The 15,165-nt window shown below is 72.7% G+C and carries 13 protein-coding genes; 7 read left to right on the forward strand and 6 right to left on the reverse strand.

What is annotated here, in order from left to right:
• Positions 1-14: 14 nt before the first annotated feature.
• Genes BM127_RS17315 through gcvT form a run of 4 tightly spaced genes read right to left on the reverse strand, consistent with a single transcriptional unit; the run spans position 15 to position 3,093 of the window.
• Entirely contained in the window at positions 15-797 is a 783-nt protein-coding gene (locus BM127_RS17315; protein ID WP_091200571.1) for a class I SAM-dependent methyltransferase, read from the reverse strand.
• 19 nt (positions 798-816) lie between these two features.
• The gene (locus BM127_RS17320) at positions 817-1,677 is read right to left on the reverse strand and encodes a hypothetical protein (protein ID WP_139227781.1); all 861 of its coding nucleotides are present in this window, start codon (positions 1,675-1,677) and stop codon (positions 817-819) included.
• 38 nt (positions 1,678-1,715) lie between these two features.
• Positions 1,716-1,967: a hypothetical protein gene (locus BM127_RS17325; protein ID WP_091200575.1), complete on the reverse strand. Its 252-nt coding sequence runs from the start codon at positions 1,965-1,967 to the stop codon at positions 1,716-1,718.
• A gap of 1 nt (position 1,968) precedes the next feature.
• The gene (gcvT, locus tag BM127_RS17330; RefSeq protein WP_091200577.1) at positions 1,969-3,093 is read right to left on the reverse strand and encodes a glycine cleavage system aminomethyltransferase GcvT; all 1,125 of its coding nucleotides are present in this window, start codon (positions 3,091-3,093) and stop codon (positions 1,969-1,971) included.
• A 54-nt stretch (positions 3,094-3,147) separates the two neighbouring features.
• Between gcvT and BM127_RS17335 the strand changes: the two genes are divergently transcribed.
• On the forward strand, positions 3,148-4,656 hold the full coding sequence (locus BM127_RS17335; protein ID WP_091200580.1) for a leucyl aminopeptidase: 1,509 nt from the start codon (positions 3,148-3,150) through the stop codon (positions 4,654-4,656).
• Between the two features lie 148 nt (positions 4,657-4,804).
• Here the strand turns inward: BM127_RS17335 and BM127_RS17340 are convergent, their stop codons facing one another.
• Complete coding sequence (locus BM127_RS17340; protein ID WP_091200585.1) at positions 4,805-5,164, reverse strand: hypothetical protein; 360 nt, start codon at positions 5,162-5,164, stop codon at positions 4,805-4,807.
• Positions 5,165-5,314: 150 nt separating this feature from the next.
• Between BM127_RS17340 and lpdA the strand changes: the two genes are divergently transcribed.
• From lpdA to BM127_RS17360, 4 genes are all read left to right on the forward strand, one after another.
• Positions 5,315-6,691: a dihydrolipoyl dehydrogenase gene (gene lpdA / locus BM127_RS17345; RefSeq protein WP_231263248.1), complete on the forward strand. Its 1,377-nt coding sequence runs from the start codon at positions 5,315-5,317 to the stop codon at positions 6,689-6,691.
• Positions 6,692-6,736: 45 nt separating this feature from the next.
• Complete coding sequence (gene sucB, locus BM127_RS17350) at positions 6,737-8,638, forward strand: 2-oxoglutarate dehydrogenase, E2 component, dihydrolipoamide succinyltransferase (protein WP_091200589.1); 1,902 nt, start codon at positions 6,737-6,739, stop codon at positions 8,636-8,638.
• A gap of 218 nt (positions 8,639-8,856) precedes the next feature.
• On the forward strand, positions 8,857-12,366 hold the full coding sequence (locus BM127_RS17355) for an ATP-binding cassette domain-containing protein (protein WP_231263247.1): 3,510 nt from the start codon (positions 8,857-8,859) through the stop codon (positions 12,364-12,366).
• A 51-nt stretch (positions 12,367-12,417) separates the two neighbouring features.
• Positions 12,418-13,308: a TIGR01777 family oxidoreductase gene (locus BM127_RS17360; protein ID WP_091200591.1), complete on the forward strand. Its 891-nt coding sequence runs from the start codon at positions 12,418-12,420 to the stop codon at positions 13,306-13,308.
• On the opposite strand, the gene BM127_RS17365 is transcribed toward BM127_RS17360, so the two are convergent.
• Positions 13,254-13,814 (reverse strand): hypothetical protein, encoded by a 561-nt coding sequence (locus tag BM127_RS17365; RefSeq protein ID WP_091200593.1) that lies wholly within the window; start codon positions 13,812-13,814, stop codon positions 13,254-13,256. The genes BM127_RS17360 and BM127_RS17365 overlap by 55 nt on opposite strands.
• An 84-nt stretch (positions 13,815-13,898) precedes the next feature.
• On the opposite strand from BM127_RS17365, the gene lipB reads away from it, so the two are divergent.
• Positions 13,899-14,633 (forward strand): lipoyl(octanoyl) transferase LipB, encoded by a 735-nt coding sequence (gene lipB, locus BM127_RS17370; protein WP_091200595.1) that lies wholly within the window; start codon positions 13,899-13,901, stop codon positions 14,631-14,633.
• A gap of 58 nt (positions 14,634-14,691) precedes the next feature.
• A complete protein-coding gene (locus BM127_RS17375) occupies positions 14,692-15,165 on the forward strand; it encodes a (2Fe-2S)-binding protein (protein WP_091200596.1) in 474 nt (157 codons plus the stop codon).

Consider the following 15,165-nt stretch of genomic DNA (forward strand, 5'->3'; position numbering starts at 1 on the left):
GACTCTACGACCTCCTACGACCGCGGGACGCGCGCCTCGACGTAGGCCGCCGAGGCCCCGAAGACCAGCACGCCGTCCTCCAGCAGTGGAGCGGCCAGCCGGTCGAGCTCCTCGCGCATCCGCACCTGCGTGTCGGGGTCCTGCGCCGCCCACACCACGCCGGTGTTCCCGACACCACCGGTGACGCCCGCCCAGAAGTCGTCGGGGCTCACCCGCCAGTCCCAGTCGACCATCCTGGCCTCCACCACCGGCGCGCCGGCCGCGGCGAACAGCTGGCCCAGCCCGTCGAGGCTGCGTTCGAAGTCGAGGTGCTCGGGCAGGCGTGGGATGACGGGCTCGACGGCGCCGCTCGCCTCCATGACCTCGCGGAACAGCGCACCGTGCACGGTGGGAGCCGACGTCCAGACGGTCGCCCGGACCGACCCGCCCGGTGCCGCGACGCGGACGAGCTCGCGCGACCCGGACCGGGGATCCTCGACGTGGTTGAGCACGAAGCTGGCGACGACGGTGTCGAAGCCGTCGTCGGCGAACGGCAGGTCGGGCAGGCCGGCCACGGTGACGTCGGTGCCCAGCCTCGACGCGGCGAGTGCGGCCATGTCGGGGTCCAGGTCCACCGCGACCGCCTCGGTGCCGCCGTCGCGGGCGGCCCGCACGAGTGCACCGGTGCCGCAGCCGACGTCGAGCAGCCGCCCACCCGGGGGCAGTCCTGCGACCAGGGTCGGGATGCCTCCCGCGGTCAACCCCGCGAAGCTCTGCGCGTACGCCCGAGCCACACCCGTCCACAACGCCTCAGCCACGAGGCGCGACGCTAGACGATCAGCGCAGACGGATCGAGCCGCCCGCGCCGAGGATCGTGACGGGCTCGCCGCACTTGCCTTCGGACATGCAGACCACCAGGGCGCGGCGTCCGGACTCCGACTGGCGCAGGGCGTCCTGCGCGCTGTCGCGACGCGACGAGTCGAGCAGGTAGGCCCACCCGCCGCCCGGGACGGGAGCGGCCTGGACCAGGACGTCGTACTGGGTGAAGGCGATGAACGTCGGTGCCTCCGGCGGGTCGTCCAGCGCCTCCGTGGAGTCGTGGCCGGTCGTCACGTCACCGTCGGCGTCCACGTGCACGACGCTGCCCGAGCCGAGCCGGGCCACGACGCCGGAGCCGGAGGCGGCGAACTCCTCGATCTCCGGAAGCGTCACCACCACGTCCTCGAGGTGGAGCTCACCCTGGGAGTACCAGACGACCGGCAGCTCGTTGGCCTCCTCGCGCACCTCGGCGGCCGGTGGCCGCGACGCCCACCACTGCCACCCGGTCGCGAGCACCGCGAGCACCAGCACCCCTGCTGCGGCGCGCACCAGTCCCCGTCGCCGACGCGCACCGCGCAGGGCCTCAGCCCGGGCGAACCACGGCTCGGGCGGGTCGCGCGGATCGGAGGGGCGTACGCCGTGGGGTGCCGGCTCGCCCGGCCGCGCGGGCAGGCCGGTGCGCTCGCGCAGCTCTGCCCAGAGGCTGACGTCGACCTGCTCGTCGCGCACCCGGCGCGACCACGAGCGACGGCTCGCCAGCAGCGTCTCCGCCACCGCGATCCGGGCCGCTTCCGGCGCCACGTCCTCGTCCTCGAGCCCTCCGACGAGGTCGGTCCAGCGGGCCTCGACATAGCGGGTGAAGTCGGCGTTCACGGTCACGACGTGTGCTTCGGTGCGAGGACCGGCCGCGGATGGGATCAGGCGCTCAGCGACATCGGCCCGTAGACCTGGCGCTCGTGCTCGAAGAGCGTCACCGCGGCCACCCCGTGCTCCGCGAGCTCGGCCCAGATCTCGCCGACCCAGGACTCGGCGTCACCCTGCGTGCTGAAGCGCTGGTCGGCGTGCTCGGCGACCTCGACGACCTCGCCGGCCGCGTCCTCGAGCCGCCACCACCAGGGCCGGTCGGCGGCCGAGGGCTGCCGGAAGGTCGGGGGCTGTCCGGGGAGCACGTCAGGACTCCTTCACCGACGGGTCGACGAACGGCGGCTTCACGAGCTGGAAGATCTCGCGGCGGCCACGGATGTCGACGCCGACCTGCGCGTCCTCCGCCACCATCACCGGGATCAGCGCGAGCCCGACACCCTTCCTGAGCGTCGGCGAGAAGGTGCCGGACGTGATGTCCGCCAGCGGCAAGTCCTGGGTGAGCGTGACGCCCATGCCGGGCCGCGGGATGCCGCGGCCGACGGCGATCAGGCCGCGCAGGCGCCGCTTCGGCCCCTCCTCCTTCACCTTCATGACGGCCTCGCGGCCCCAGAAGGCGTCCTTCTTCCAGCCGACCGCCCACGACAGCCCGGCCTCGACCGGGTTGGTGTCGAGGCTGATGTCCTGGCCGTGGAGCGGGTAGCCCATCTCGGTGCGCAGCGTGTCGCGCGAGCCGAGGCCGCAGGCAGCGATGCCGTGCTCCTCGCCCGCCGCCATCAGCTGGTCCCAGAGCTCGCCGGCGGCCGCGTTGGCGACGACGAGCTCGTAGCCGCGCTCACCGGTGTAGCCGGTGCGGCAGACGACCACACCGAAGGCGTCGTCACCGGCACTCGCCGACTCGAACGGCGCCTCGACGAAGGACATGTAGTCGTGCCCGGTGGGCAGGCCGACCTTCTGCAGCACCTCGTCGGAGCGCGTGCCCTGGACGGCGAGGACGGCGTAGTCCTCGTGGTGGCTGACGACCTTGACGCCCTCGGGCGCGGCCTCCTGCAGCCGGCGTACGACCTCGGCGGTGTTGGCCGCATTGGGGATCAGCAGCACGTGCTCGTCGTCGTGCCAGTAGGCGATGAGGTCGTCGACGATGCCGCCGGACTCGTCGAGGCACAGCGTGTACTGCGCCTTGCCCGCCTCGATCTTGGCCAGGTCGTTGGAGAGGGTCGCGTTGACGAAGTCGGCGGCACCCGGACCGGACACCATCGCCTTGCCGAGGTGGCTCACGTCGAAGATGCCGACGGACTCGCGCACGGCCGTGTGCTCCTTGACCACGCCGCTCGGATACTCGAGCGGCATCGACCATCCACCGAACTCGGCGAACTTGGCGCCGAGGGCCTCGTGACGGTCGTGGAGGGGCGACTGCTTGAGCGTTCCGGCCATGCCGCGCAACCTACCGCAGCGTCCGAGACGTCAGGACTCCCCTAACATGCGCGGGTGACCTCGTACTCGCTCCGCAGCGCCAGCCCCGCCAAGACCCGCGCCGACGCCGTCGTCGTGGGAGTCGTCGCCGGCGACAAGGGACCACAGCTCTGCGACGCCGCGGCCGACGTCGCGAAGGCGTACGGCCGCCGCCTGCGGCCCTTCCTCTCCACGATGGGCGTGACCGGCAAGGCGGGCGAGGCGGTCAAGGCGCCGACGCGCGACGAGGTCAACGCGCCGCTGCTCGTGTTCGTCGGCCTCGGCGACGACGCAGGCGACCCGGTCGCCGTACGACGTGCCGCCGGCGTCGCGGCCCGCAGCGTCGCCAACGCGGCCTCGGTCGCCCTCGCCCTGCCGAGCGAGACCCCCGAGCTCATCGAGGCGGTCGTCGAGGGCCACCGGCTCGGCGGCTACACCTTCACCGCCTACAAGTCGAAGAAGAGCGAGACCACCGAGCCTGCCGACGTCGTCGTGCTCAGCCCCATCGCACGCCGCGCCGAGGCGGTCGCCGCCCTCGAGCGCGCCGAGATCCTGGCCGACGCGGTCGTGCTGTGCCGCGACTGGGTCAACATGCCGCCCAGGGACTGCACTCCCCCGCTGCTCGCCGACCTGGTGACCGCGGCGCACAAGGACGTCACCAAGGGTCGCGGCGCCCCGAAGGTCAAGCTCGAGGTCTTCGACCACGAGCAGCTCGCCGCGATGGGCTGCGGCGGCATCCTCAGCGTCGGCGACTCCTCCGAGTCCCCGTCCCGCCTGGCCAAGCTGACCTGGGCGCCCAAGGACGCGGTGGTGCACCTCGCGCTGGTCGGCAAGGGCGTCACCTTCGACTCCGGCGGCCTCACCATCAAGCCGTCGTCGAGCATGGTGAACATGAAGGGCGACATGGCCGGCGCGGCGAGCGTCGTCGCCGCCACCCTCGCCATCGCGCGCCTCGGACTGCCGATCAAGGTGACCGCGTTCGCCCCGATGGCGGAGAACATGGTGTCGGCCACCGCGACGCGTCCCGGCGACGTGATCACCATGCACAACGGCACGACCGTCGAGATCGCCAACACCGACGCCGAGGGCCGGATGCTGCTGGGCGACGCGCTGTCGCTGGCGGTGGACGAGAAGCCCGACGTCGTGATCGACATCGCCACCCTCACCGGCCACATGCAGCTCGCCCTGGGCGACAAGGTCGGCGCCGTGATGGGCACCGACGACCAGGTGCCCGCGGTCCTTGCCGCCGGAGTCGCGGCCGGCGAGCAGCACTGGCGGATGCCGGTCCCCGAGGAGATGAAGGAGCGGATCAGCAGCTCCAAGGTCGCCGACCTGCTCCAGCACGACTGGGTCCGCTGGGGCGGCGGCCTCTACGCCTCGGCGTTCCTGCGCGAGTTCACCGGCGGCCTGCCGTGGGCGCACCTCGACATCGCCGGCAAGGAGATGAACCTCGGCGGCCCGTACGGCCACGTCCCCTCGGGCGCGACCGGGTTCGGCGTCACCACGCTCGTCGAGCTCGCCCGGGAGATGTCCGCCGCTGGTTGAGCAGCGAGCGAGGGAGGTCCGCCGCTGGTTGAGCAGCGAGCGAGGGAGGTCCGCCGCTGGTTGAGCAGCGAGCGAGGGAGGTCCGCCGCTGGTTGAGCAGCGAGCGAAGCGAGCGTGTCGAAACCAAGGCCCACGAGCCTGACGCTCGCTAGATGCCTTGCGCCTTCTTGCGCGCGTTGTAGTCGCGCATCCGCTGGGGCACGCCGACCACGGCGGCGTCGTACGACGGCACGCGGTGCTTGTTGGCGAAGTCGTGGGCCCACTTCACGCTGGGCACGCGTCGCCGCGTCCACTCCCCGTCGTGCGCGACCAGCAGGATCGTCACGTCACTGACCGCCGTGCGCGGCTCGACGAACCCCTCGACCCCCTGGCGGGTCGTCACGAACTGCTCGAGGTGCTGCGCGTCCGCGCTGTCGGACGCGCGGACCCGCGTGGAGCCGGTGCGCTCCGCGTCCCGCGCCGGACGGCTCGTGCGCCCCTTGCGCCGGAATCGATCGAACATACCCATGGCGGACATTCTGCCGGGGTGGCCCTCACCGTGCCCACTGAACGGCTGGTTCACCTGACCTGACCGGGTGTGGACAGCCCCACGAGAAGTGCAAGGATGGGTGACGCCCGCGACACGACGCGGGCGAGTCGATCGTGTGGAGGGAAATCAGTGGCGGACGGTGAGTTCGACGTCCTCGTCCTCGGGGCTGGTTCGGGTGGCTATGCCTGCGCCCTGCGAGCGGCCCAGCTGGGCCTGAAGGTCGGGCTGGTCGAGAAGGGCAACCTCGGGGGCACCTGCCTCCACGTCGGCTGCATCCCGACCAAGGCCCTCCTCCACGCCGCAGAGGTCGCCGACTCGGCCCGTGAGGCCAGCCAGTTCGGCGTCACCGCCACCCTCGACGGCATCGACATGCCCGGCGTCAACGCCTACAAGGACAAGGTCGTCGACCGACTCTTCAAGGGCCTCACCGGACTCATCAAGTCGCGCGGGATCACCGTCATCGAGGGCACCGGCACGCTGACCGCGCCCCGCACCGTGACCGTCGACGGCACCGAGCACACCGGCAAGGCCGTCGTGCTCGCCTCCGGCTCCTACAGCCGTACGCTCCCCGGCCTCGACGTCGACGGCACGCGGGTCATCACCTCCGAGCACGCGCTGCGCCTCGACCACGTGCCGGCCTCGGCGATCGTGCTCGGCGGCGGCGTCATCGGCTGCGAGTTCGCCAGCGTCTGGAAGTCCTTCGGCGCCGACGTCACCATCATCGAGGCCCTCCCACGGCTCGTCGCCGCGGAGGACGAGGCCTGCTCCAAGGCGCTCGAGCGCGCCTTCCGCAAGCGCAAGATCACCTTCCTCACCGGCACCCCGTTCCAGAGCGTCAAGACCACCGACACCGGCGTCGCCGTCACCGTCGAGGGCGGCGACGTGATCGAGGCCGAGGTGCTCCTGGTCGCGGTCGGCCGCGGTCCGTCCACCGACGGACTCGGCTATGCCGAGCAGGGCATCGCGATGGAGCGCGGCTTCGTGCTCGCCGACGAGCGCTGCCGCACCAACGTCGAGGGCGTGTACGCCGTCGGCGACATCGTGCCCGGCCTCCAGCTGGCGCACCGCGGCTTCCAGCAGGGCATCTTCGTGGCCGAGGAGATCGCCGGCCTCGACCCCCGCCCGATCGACGAGACCGGCATCCCGCGGGTGACGTACTCCCACCCCGAGGTCGCCTCGGTCGGCCTCGACGAGGCCACCGCCCGCGAGCGCCACGGCGACGCGGTCACCACTGTGACCTACGACCTCGGCGGCAACGGCAAGAGCCAGATCCTCCAGACCCAGGGCTTCGTCAAGCTCGTCGGTCTCGTCGACGGTCCCGTCCTCGGCGTCCACATGGTGGGAGACCGGGTCGGCGAGCTCATCGGCGAGGCCCAGCTGATCTACAACTGGGAGGCGCACGCGGAAGACGTGGCCCCCCTCGTCCACGCGCACCCCACGCAGAACGAAGCGCTCGGCGAGGCGCACCTGGCCCTCGCCGGCAAGCCGCTGCACGCACACTCCTGACCAGCACACGCAGTTCCCACAACCACACGCGAGCGAAGGACACCCATGGCCTCCGAAGTCACCCTCCCCGCCCTCGGCGAGTCCGTCACCGAGGGCACCGTCACCCGCTGGCTCAAGCAGGTCGGTGACACGGTTGCCGTCGACGAGCCGCTGCTGGAGGTCTCCACCGACAAGGTCGACACCGAGATCCCCTCCCCCGTCGCGGGCACGCTGCTCGAGATCAAGGCCAACGAGGACGACACCGTCGAGGTCGGCGCGGTCCTGGGCGTGATCGGCGAGGAGGGCGAGTCGTCCGGTGACGCCACCGAGACCGCCGAGCCCGAGGCCCAGCCGAAGGACGAGGAGGAGTCGGAGAAGAAGGCCGAGCAGGAGGAGCAGGTCGCCGAGGAGACCGGCGAGCTCCCCGCGGGCGACGAGACCCCCGAGTCCGAGAAGGAAGAGGCTCCCGCGCAGGAGGAGCCCGCCGCCGAGAAGGCCTCCGGTGGATCGTCCGGCGGGTCCGGCACGGCCGTCACGCTGCCCGCGCTCGGCGAGTCCGTCACCGAGGGCACCGTCACCCGCTGGCTCAAGAAGGTCGGCGACGAGGTCGCCGTCGACGAGCCGCTCCTCGAGGTCTCCACCGACAAGGTCGACACCGAGATCCCCTCGCCCGTCGCGGGCACGCTGCTCGAGATCAAGGCGGAGGAGGACGAGACCGTCGAGGTCGGCGCCGAGCTCGCGATCATCGGGTCCGGCGACGCCGCTCCCGCCGAGAAGGCTCCCGAGGCCCAGCCGAAGGACGACGCGGAGGCCGAGAAGAAGGCCGAGCAGGAGGAGGAGATCGTCGAGGAGACCGGCGAGCTCCCCGCCGGCGACGAGACCCCCGAGTCCGAGAAGCAGGACGCTCCCGCCGAGGAGGAGACGAAGCCCGAGCCCGCGCCCGAGCCGGCCACCCAGGCCACCCAGGCCACCCAGGCCACCGAGCCGGCTCCGGCCGCCAGCTCGAGCGAGGGCGGCCGCGACCAGACGGCGTACGTCACCCCACTGGTGCGCAAGATGGCCGACCAGCAGGGCGTCGACCTCTCGAAGGTGCAGGGCACCGGTGTGGGTGGTCGCATCCGCAAGCAGGACGTCCTGGACGCCGCTGCCGCCGCCAAGGAAGCCGCTGCTCCGGCCCCGGCTCCGGCCGCTGCTGCACCCGCCGCTGCCGCTCCGGCTGCCGCCGCTCCGGCTGCCGCGTCGGGCACCCCGTCGCCGCTGCGGGGCACCACCGAGCCGCTCTCGCGCCTGCGCAAGGTCATCGCCAAGCGCATGGTCGAGTCGCTCACCGAGGCAGCCCAGCTGACGCAGGTGATGGAGGTCGACGTGACCTCGATCGCCCGGCTGCGCGAGGCGTCGAAGGCCGACTTCCTGGCCCGCGAGGGCGTGAAGCTGACCTACCTGCCGTTCTTCGCGAAGGCCGCGATCGACGCGCTCAAGGTGCACCCCAAGCTCAACGCCGCGATCGACGCCGAGAAGGGTGAGGTGACCTACTACGACCGCGAGAACATCGCGTTCGCCGTGGACACCGAGAAGGGCCTGCTGACGCCGGTCGTCAAGGACGCCGGTGACCTCTCGATCGCCGGCATCGCGAAGAAGATCGCCGACGTCGCCGAGCGCACCCGCACCAACAAGATCACCCCGGACGAGCTGTCCGGCGGCACGTTCACGATCACCAACCTCGGCAGCTTCGGGGCGCTCTTCGACACCCCGATCATCAACAAGCCGCAGGTCGCGATCCTCGGCCCCGGTGCCGTGGTGAAGCGTCCGGTCGTGATCGACGACGCCAACCTCGGCGAGACCATCGCGGTGCGCCACATGGTCTACCTGTCGCTGACCTACGACCACCGCCTCGTCGATGGCGCCGACGCCGGCCGGTTCCTCCAGGACGTCAAGAAGCGCCTCGAGTCCGGCCAGTTCGAGGTCTGAGCCCAGCCGACCGGAGCGAAGCGACGGTCGGCGTCGGGCGAAGAGGTTGAGGGGCCCGTGCAGCGTGCGCCTGCGAATGCTGCGCACCGGCTGTCTCGAGACCTGACCCGCTCGTACGACGCCCCGTCCGCCGTGTGCGGGCGGGGCGTCCGCGCGTCCTGCCCCGCCCGCGAAAACCAGAGGCGACTGTCCGACCCACCACCTAGCCTGAAGACACCGTGACGATCACCGACGCCTCCCGCGCAGCCGACCCGACGACGACCTCGCCGGTCCTTCCTGCGCACCGCATGCCGGTCGACTGGCAGCGCGTACGCCGCCCGCTGACCTACCTCTGCTTCTCGATGTCCCTGGTCGGCGCGATCGCCGCCTCGGTCGGCTCGCTGGTCGCCGGCAAGCTCGCCGACGGTCCGACCGAGACCCTCCTCCTGCTGCTCGGGCTGTGCGTGGTCGGCGGCGCGATCATCGACACGATCGCCAAGACCATCTGGGCCACGATCTGCGACCGCGCCGAGGGCCAGCTGCGCTCCGACCTCCTCGACGCCGCGATGGCCCAGCCGCTCTCGGAGCTGTCCGAGCAGGCCGTCGGCGAGGTCCTCGACCGCATCGACGACGACACCTGGGAGGTCGGGCAGCTGATGCGGTGGGGCGTGTGGCAGGCCGCGCGCACCTTCCTCGCCTCGGGCCCCCTGTGGGTGGTCGCCAGCTTCACGTGGTGGCCCGCGACCTTCCTCTTCCCGATCACCGCGGTCGCCGCCTACCTCGTCGTCCGCCGGCTCCTGCCGCAGGTCGCGCAGACCAAGGTGATCGAGGAGGCCGCCTGGACCGACCACGCCGCCTCGACCGAGGAGGGGGTCGCGGCCCGCGACGACCTCCGTACGTCGTTGGGCCAGGCCCACGTCCTGCGCCGCAACGCCCAGCTCGCCGCGATCGTCCACCGCACCCTCGACGCCGTGCTCGCGGTCGAGGTGCGGATCACCCGCCGCAGCGGCGGGCTGCTCCACGGCGCACTGGCGGCGGTCGGCGTGGCCGGCGTCGCGCTCGTGCTCGGCGGTGACCTGTCGACGGCCCGGCTGGTCACGCTCTTCCTCGTCACGACCATGTTCGTCGGCGGGGTCGACCAGCTGGCACGACACCTGCCGGACCTCCAGGAGGGCTTCGGCGCGGTCCTGCGACTGCGCTCGATGCTCGCCTCTCCCGCCGAGCCGACGGGTGGTAGACCCGTCCCCGAGGGCCCCCTCGACGTGGAGTTCCGCCACCTCGATTTCACCTACGGCACGGGCAACTTCGCCCTCCGCGACGTCGACCTGCTGCTCACCGCCGGGCACACCTGCGCGCTGGTCGGCCGCACCGGTTCGGGCAAGTCGACGCTGGCGTCGCTGCTCTCGCGCGCGGTCGAGCCGCCGCCCGGCACCGTCTTTCTCGGGGGCGTCGACGTCCTCGACCTCGACCTCCAGCAGCTGCGGTCGGCCGTGGGTGTCGTCACCCAGCGCACCGAGGTCCTCGCCGGCAGCCTCGCCGACAACATCACCCTGTTCGACGACGTGCCCCGCTCGCGCGTCGAGGCGGCCGTCGCCGAGCTGGGCCTCACCGACTGGGTCGCTGCCCTGCCCGAGGGCCTCGACACCGTCCTCGGCCCGGGCGGCACCAGCCTCTCCGCCGGCGAGGAGCAGCTCGTCGCGTTCGCGCGACTGCTGGTCCGCGACGTCAGTGTCGTCGTCCTCGACGAGGCCACCGCCCGGATGGACCCAGTCACGGAGGCCCGCGTCGTACGAGCCGCAGACCGCCTCATCTCCGGACGCACCGGCATCCTCGTCGCCCACCGGCTGTCGACGACCGAGCGGGCCGAGCAGGTGGCGGTGCTCGAGTCCGGCCGTGTCGTCCAGCAGGGTCCGCGCCACCGGGTCGCCGCCGAGGACGGCCCGTTCCGGCGGCTCCTCGAGGCGGCCGCGCACGAGGCCGTCGTGGAGGAGCACCACCACGACGACTCGGCGATCGGGTCCGTGCGCCGCAGCACGACTCCCCCGGCACCGCCGGATCTCGCGCCCACGCCGAGCCTGACCCGTCAGGTCCTCCACGCGGTGAGCATCCAGCCCCAGTGGGGACTGCTGGGTGCGTTGCTGTTCCTCCTCGCCTCCCTCACCGGAGCGTTCGGCGCGATCACCGGCTGGATCTGGGGCCACATCATCACCGACCTCCAGCAGGGTGAGCGACCCGGTCTGCTGGTCGTCGCGCTGGTCGTGTCGCTGGTGGTTGCCCCGTTCCTGCTCTCCCAGGCCTTCCGCACCTACCCGCACTGGTGGGTCGAGGTCCGGCTGCGCGTCCGGGCGTCCGTCCTCCACGGCCAGACCTCCCAGCGTCGCCTCGTCCGCACGCCGCCGGGCGAGGTCGTCGCCCGCACCATGGACGCCGACCGTCTCGCGCGCTACACCGACCGCTGGGTCGACTTCGTCAACGGGCTCGTGGTCGCGGCGATGACCGCCCTCATCGCGCAGACCTGGGTCGCGGGCGCCGTCCTGCTCACCGTCATGGTGGTCTCCGCCCTGGCCTCGACCCTCGGGCGCCGCGTCGCCGGTCGCTCGGCCGCCGCCGCGTCCACTGCACGCGCCCGCTTCGGTCAGTCGCTCGTGTCGGCGCTCGAGTCCGTCCGCACGGTCAAGCTCGCCGCGGCGACCCCGCAGGTCCACCAGCACCTGCGGGAGGTCGACGGCGGACGGGTCGACGCCGCGGTCCGCGAGCACCGGGTGCAGGCCCTGCTCGACGGCGTACCGGTCGTCATGGTGCAGCTCGGTGTGGTCGCCGCCTGGGGCGGCCTGCTCACCGGCCAGTGGGGCCTCGCGACGGCGCTGCTCGTGGCCAACGCGGTCAGCGGCTTCGACTGGTTCGGCCGGGTCGCCGGCTCCGTCGTCACCGAGGCTCCCGGCACCCGCGCCTGGATGAATGCCACCAGTCGACTCGCCGGCGGCGGCGACCTGATGGACCTCCCGCCGGGCGTCGACCTGGTCCACGGCACGGGCCCGGACCCGGCCACCCCCGAGCGCGACCCCCTCCGCAGGCTGACGCTGCGCGACCTCTCCGCCGTGCACGACGACGGCACGCTCGGGGTCCAGGGCGTCGACCTCGAGGTGAGCGCCGGTGAGCTGGTCCTCCTGCTGGGCCAGGTGGGCTCGGGCAAGTCCAGCCTGCTCGGGGCGCTGTCCGGACTGGTCAGCAGCACCGGCGACATCCTCTGGAACGACGAGGTCGTCGTCGACCCGCAGACCACGCTCCGTCCGGCCCGGGTCGCGCACGTCGCGCAGGTGCCGCGCGTCCTCTCCGGCAGCTTCACCGACAACGTCGCGCTCGGCCACGCGCACCGGTCGGTCATGCCCGCGCTCGAGTCGGCCCGGATGGGGCGCGACGTGTCCGAGGCCGGCGGGCCGGACGCGCTCGTCGGCCACCGCGGCGTACGCCTCTCCGGAGGGCAGGTCCAGCGGCTCGCGCTGGCGCGTGCGCTGGCCAGCGACGCCGACCTGCTGCTCGCCGACGACGTGTCCTCGGCGCTCGACGCGTCCACCGAGATCGAGCTGTGGCAGGCGCTGCGGGCACGCGGAGCGGCCGTGATCGGGTCGACGAGCAAGTCCGCGGCCCTCGCCAAGGCCGACCGCGTCGTGGTGCTCGACTCCGGACGCGTGGTCGACGAAGGCCCGTGGCACGAGCTGTCGGCGCGCTGGGCCCACCTCGCCGGCTGAGCGGCGCCCGGTGCGGGCGGACCGCTTGGGGGCCGGTGGTTGGGTAGGGGCATGCGTGTCGTCATTGCCGGAGCCTCGGGTTTCCTCGGCACCCACCTGTCCACCCACCTGCGGGTGCACGGCCACGAGGTCACCGCCCTCGTACGCCGCGAGACCGCTTCCGCGCACGAGTCCCGGTGGGACCCGCGGACCGGTGAGCTCGACGCCGAGCTCGTCTCCCGTGCCGACGCCGTGGTCAACCTCGCCGGAGCCAGCATCGCCGGCAACCCGCACTCGAAGAAGTGGACGCAGGAGGTGATGGACAGCCGGGTCTCGACCACCCGCCTCCTGGCGCGCACCATCGCCGCTGCCGAACGGCCACCGGCGTTCATCGCCGGCAACGGCATCAGCTGGTACGGCGACCACGACGGCGCCCCGGTCACCGAGGACACCCAGACGACCGGCGACGCCTTCCTGACCCGCGTCGCCCGGGCGTGGGAGAGCGCCGCCGACGAGGCCGTCGCGGCCGGCGCCCGGGTCTGCGTGCTCCGCACCGCACCCGTGATGGACAAGTCCTCCCCGCCCCTCAAGCAGCTGCGGCTGCTCTTCCAGATGGGCGGCGGCGCCCGTCTCGGCTCGGGCGAGCAGTACATGCCGATGATCTCGCTGCGCGACTGGGTCGGCGCGGTCAGCTACCTCGTCGAGTCGCGCGACGTGTCAGGCGCCTTCAACCTGTGCTGCCCGACGGCCCCGACCAACGCAGAGTTCACCCAGGCCCTTGCGTCGGCGCTGCACCGCAAGGCGTTCCTCGCCGTGCCGTCCGCCCTCCTCAAGCCGGCCGCAGGTGATCTCGCCCCCGAGCTGCTGGGGTCGATCAACGCGCGTCCCGCTGCGCTGGAGCGGGCGGGCTACGACTTCGAGGACGAGGACGTACGCGAGGTGCTGGCCGCCGCGCTCGCCTGATCGCGGGCCTCGGCCACCAGCCACGACTCCCCCGGCCGCACCAGCACGATCCGCCTGGTCGATGCCCGGTCCGCCGGCAGCGCCACCGGCGCCGCGCCGCCCACGGCCCGTCCGCCGACCACCCGGTCGGTGACGACCAGCACCAGCCGGTCGGGGGCGCTTTCGACGACGGCCAGCGCCAGCACCTGCGTCGCGAGCCCCTCCACCGTCAGCCCGCGGCGGAGGTAGTGGCGCAGCAGGTCGACGTCGGCGGCACCGGTGCGCGAACCGGCGACGTACAGGTCCTCCAGCGCTGCGACGTCCCCCGACGCCCATGCGGCCGCGCGGCGCTCGTCCCACTGCGCGAGCAGCCGCGCCGGACCGGTAGCGACCGACGCCGCCGCAGTGACCTCAGGACCCTCCCGGGCCCGATCGTCCCCGGGCCGGACCACCACGACGACCAGCGTCGCCACGAGGCACGCGCACGCCAGCGCGGTGAGAGCGGGAAGCAGGCGACGTGGGTCCACCCCGTCACCCTCGCCGATTTCGCCCCTTCGCGTCCGGGCTCATCCACAGGCAGACGGCGGGCGGGCTGGGCGTAGGCTCGCCCCATGCCGCTGGAGCTGGACTACGAGGTCGCCGGTCTGGGCGACGACGCCGTCGACTACCTCGCTGCCTGGGACGTCCAGCGCCGGGTGCACGAGGCCGTCGTGGCAGGCACCCGGCCCGACACCGTCCTGCTGCTCGAGCACCCGCCCGTCTTCACCGCCGGCAAGCGCACCGATCCCCACGAGCGTCCGCTCGACCCGGGCGGCGCGGACGTCATCGACGTCGACCGCGGTGGCAAGATCACCTTCCACGGGCCCGGCCAGCTCGTCGGCTACCCGATCGTCACGCTGCCCGACCACGTCAAGGTCGTCGACTACGTACGCCGGGTCGAGGAGGCGCTGATCGCGGTCTGCGCCGACTTCGGAGTGACGACCGCCCGCGTCCCGGGCCGCAGCGGCGTCTGGCTGCGCGCGGACCAGCGCGGTCCCGAGCGCAAGATCGGCGCGATCGGCATCCGGGTCAGCCGCGGCGTCACGATGCACGGCTTCGCCCTCAACTGCGACGTCGACCTCGGGTGGTACGACCGGTTCGTGCCCTGCGGCATCGCCGACGCGGGCGTCACCTCGCTGACCGAGGAGCTGGGTCGCGACGTCCCCGTCGCCGACGTGCTGCCCAGCGTGCGCGAGCACCTGTCGGCGTACCTCGCGTGGCAGCCCTACGTCGCCACCCCCGACTACGATCCTCGCCCCGAGCCCGGCCGCGGTCCGCGGATCGAGCTGGTGCGACCCGGTCGCTGAGGACCACCCCATGCAGAGGGGTGGTGCCCGGATGCGCCGCCCCTGCTTGGCTTGAGCCATGAGTCGGCTTTCGGTGGACGTGACCGTGAACGGCGAGCAGCACTCCGTGGAGGTGGACACACGCCGGTCGTTGCTCGACCTGCTGCGCGAGGACCTGGCGCTCACAGGCACCCAGAAGGGCTGCGACCAGGGCGCCTGCGGCGCCTGCACCGTCCACCTCGACGGGCAGCGACGGCTGTCCTGCCTCACCATGGCCGTGCAGGCCGACGGCCGCGAGGTCACCACGATCGAGGGCATCGGCACCCCGGACGACCTGCACCCCGTCCAGCAGGCCTTCCTCGACTGCGACGCCTTCCAGTGCGGTGCGTGCACCGCCGGTCAGGTGATGTCGGCCGCGGCACTCCTGGACGAGGAGGGCTGGTCGACGGCCGACGACGTGCGCGAGCTGATGAGCGGCAACCTGTGCCGCTGCGGCGCCTATCCCCGCATCGTCGATGCGGTCCTGTCCGCTCGCACCGCCCGGGAGGCCTGA

Source organism: Nocardioides alpinus, assembly GCF_900112035.1.
GTDB lineage: Bacteria > Actinomycetota > Actinomycetes > Propionibacteriales > Nocardioidaceae > Nocardioides > Nocardioides alpinus.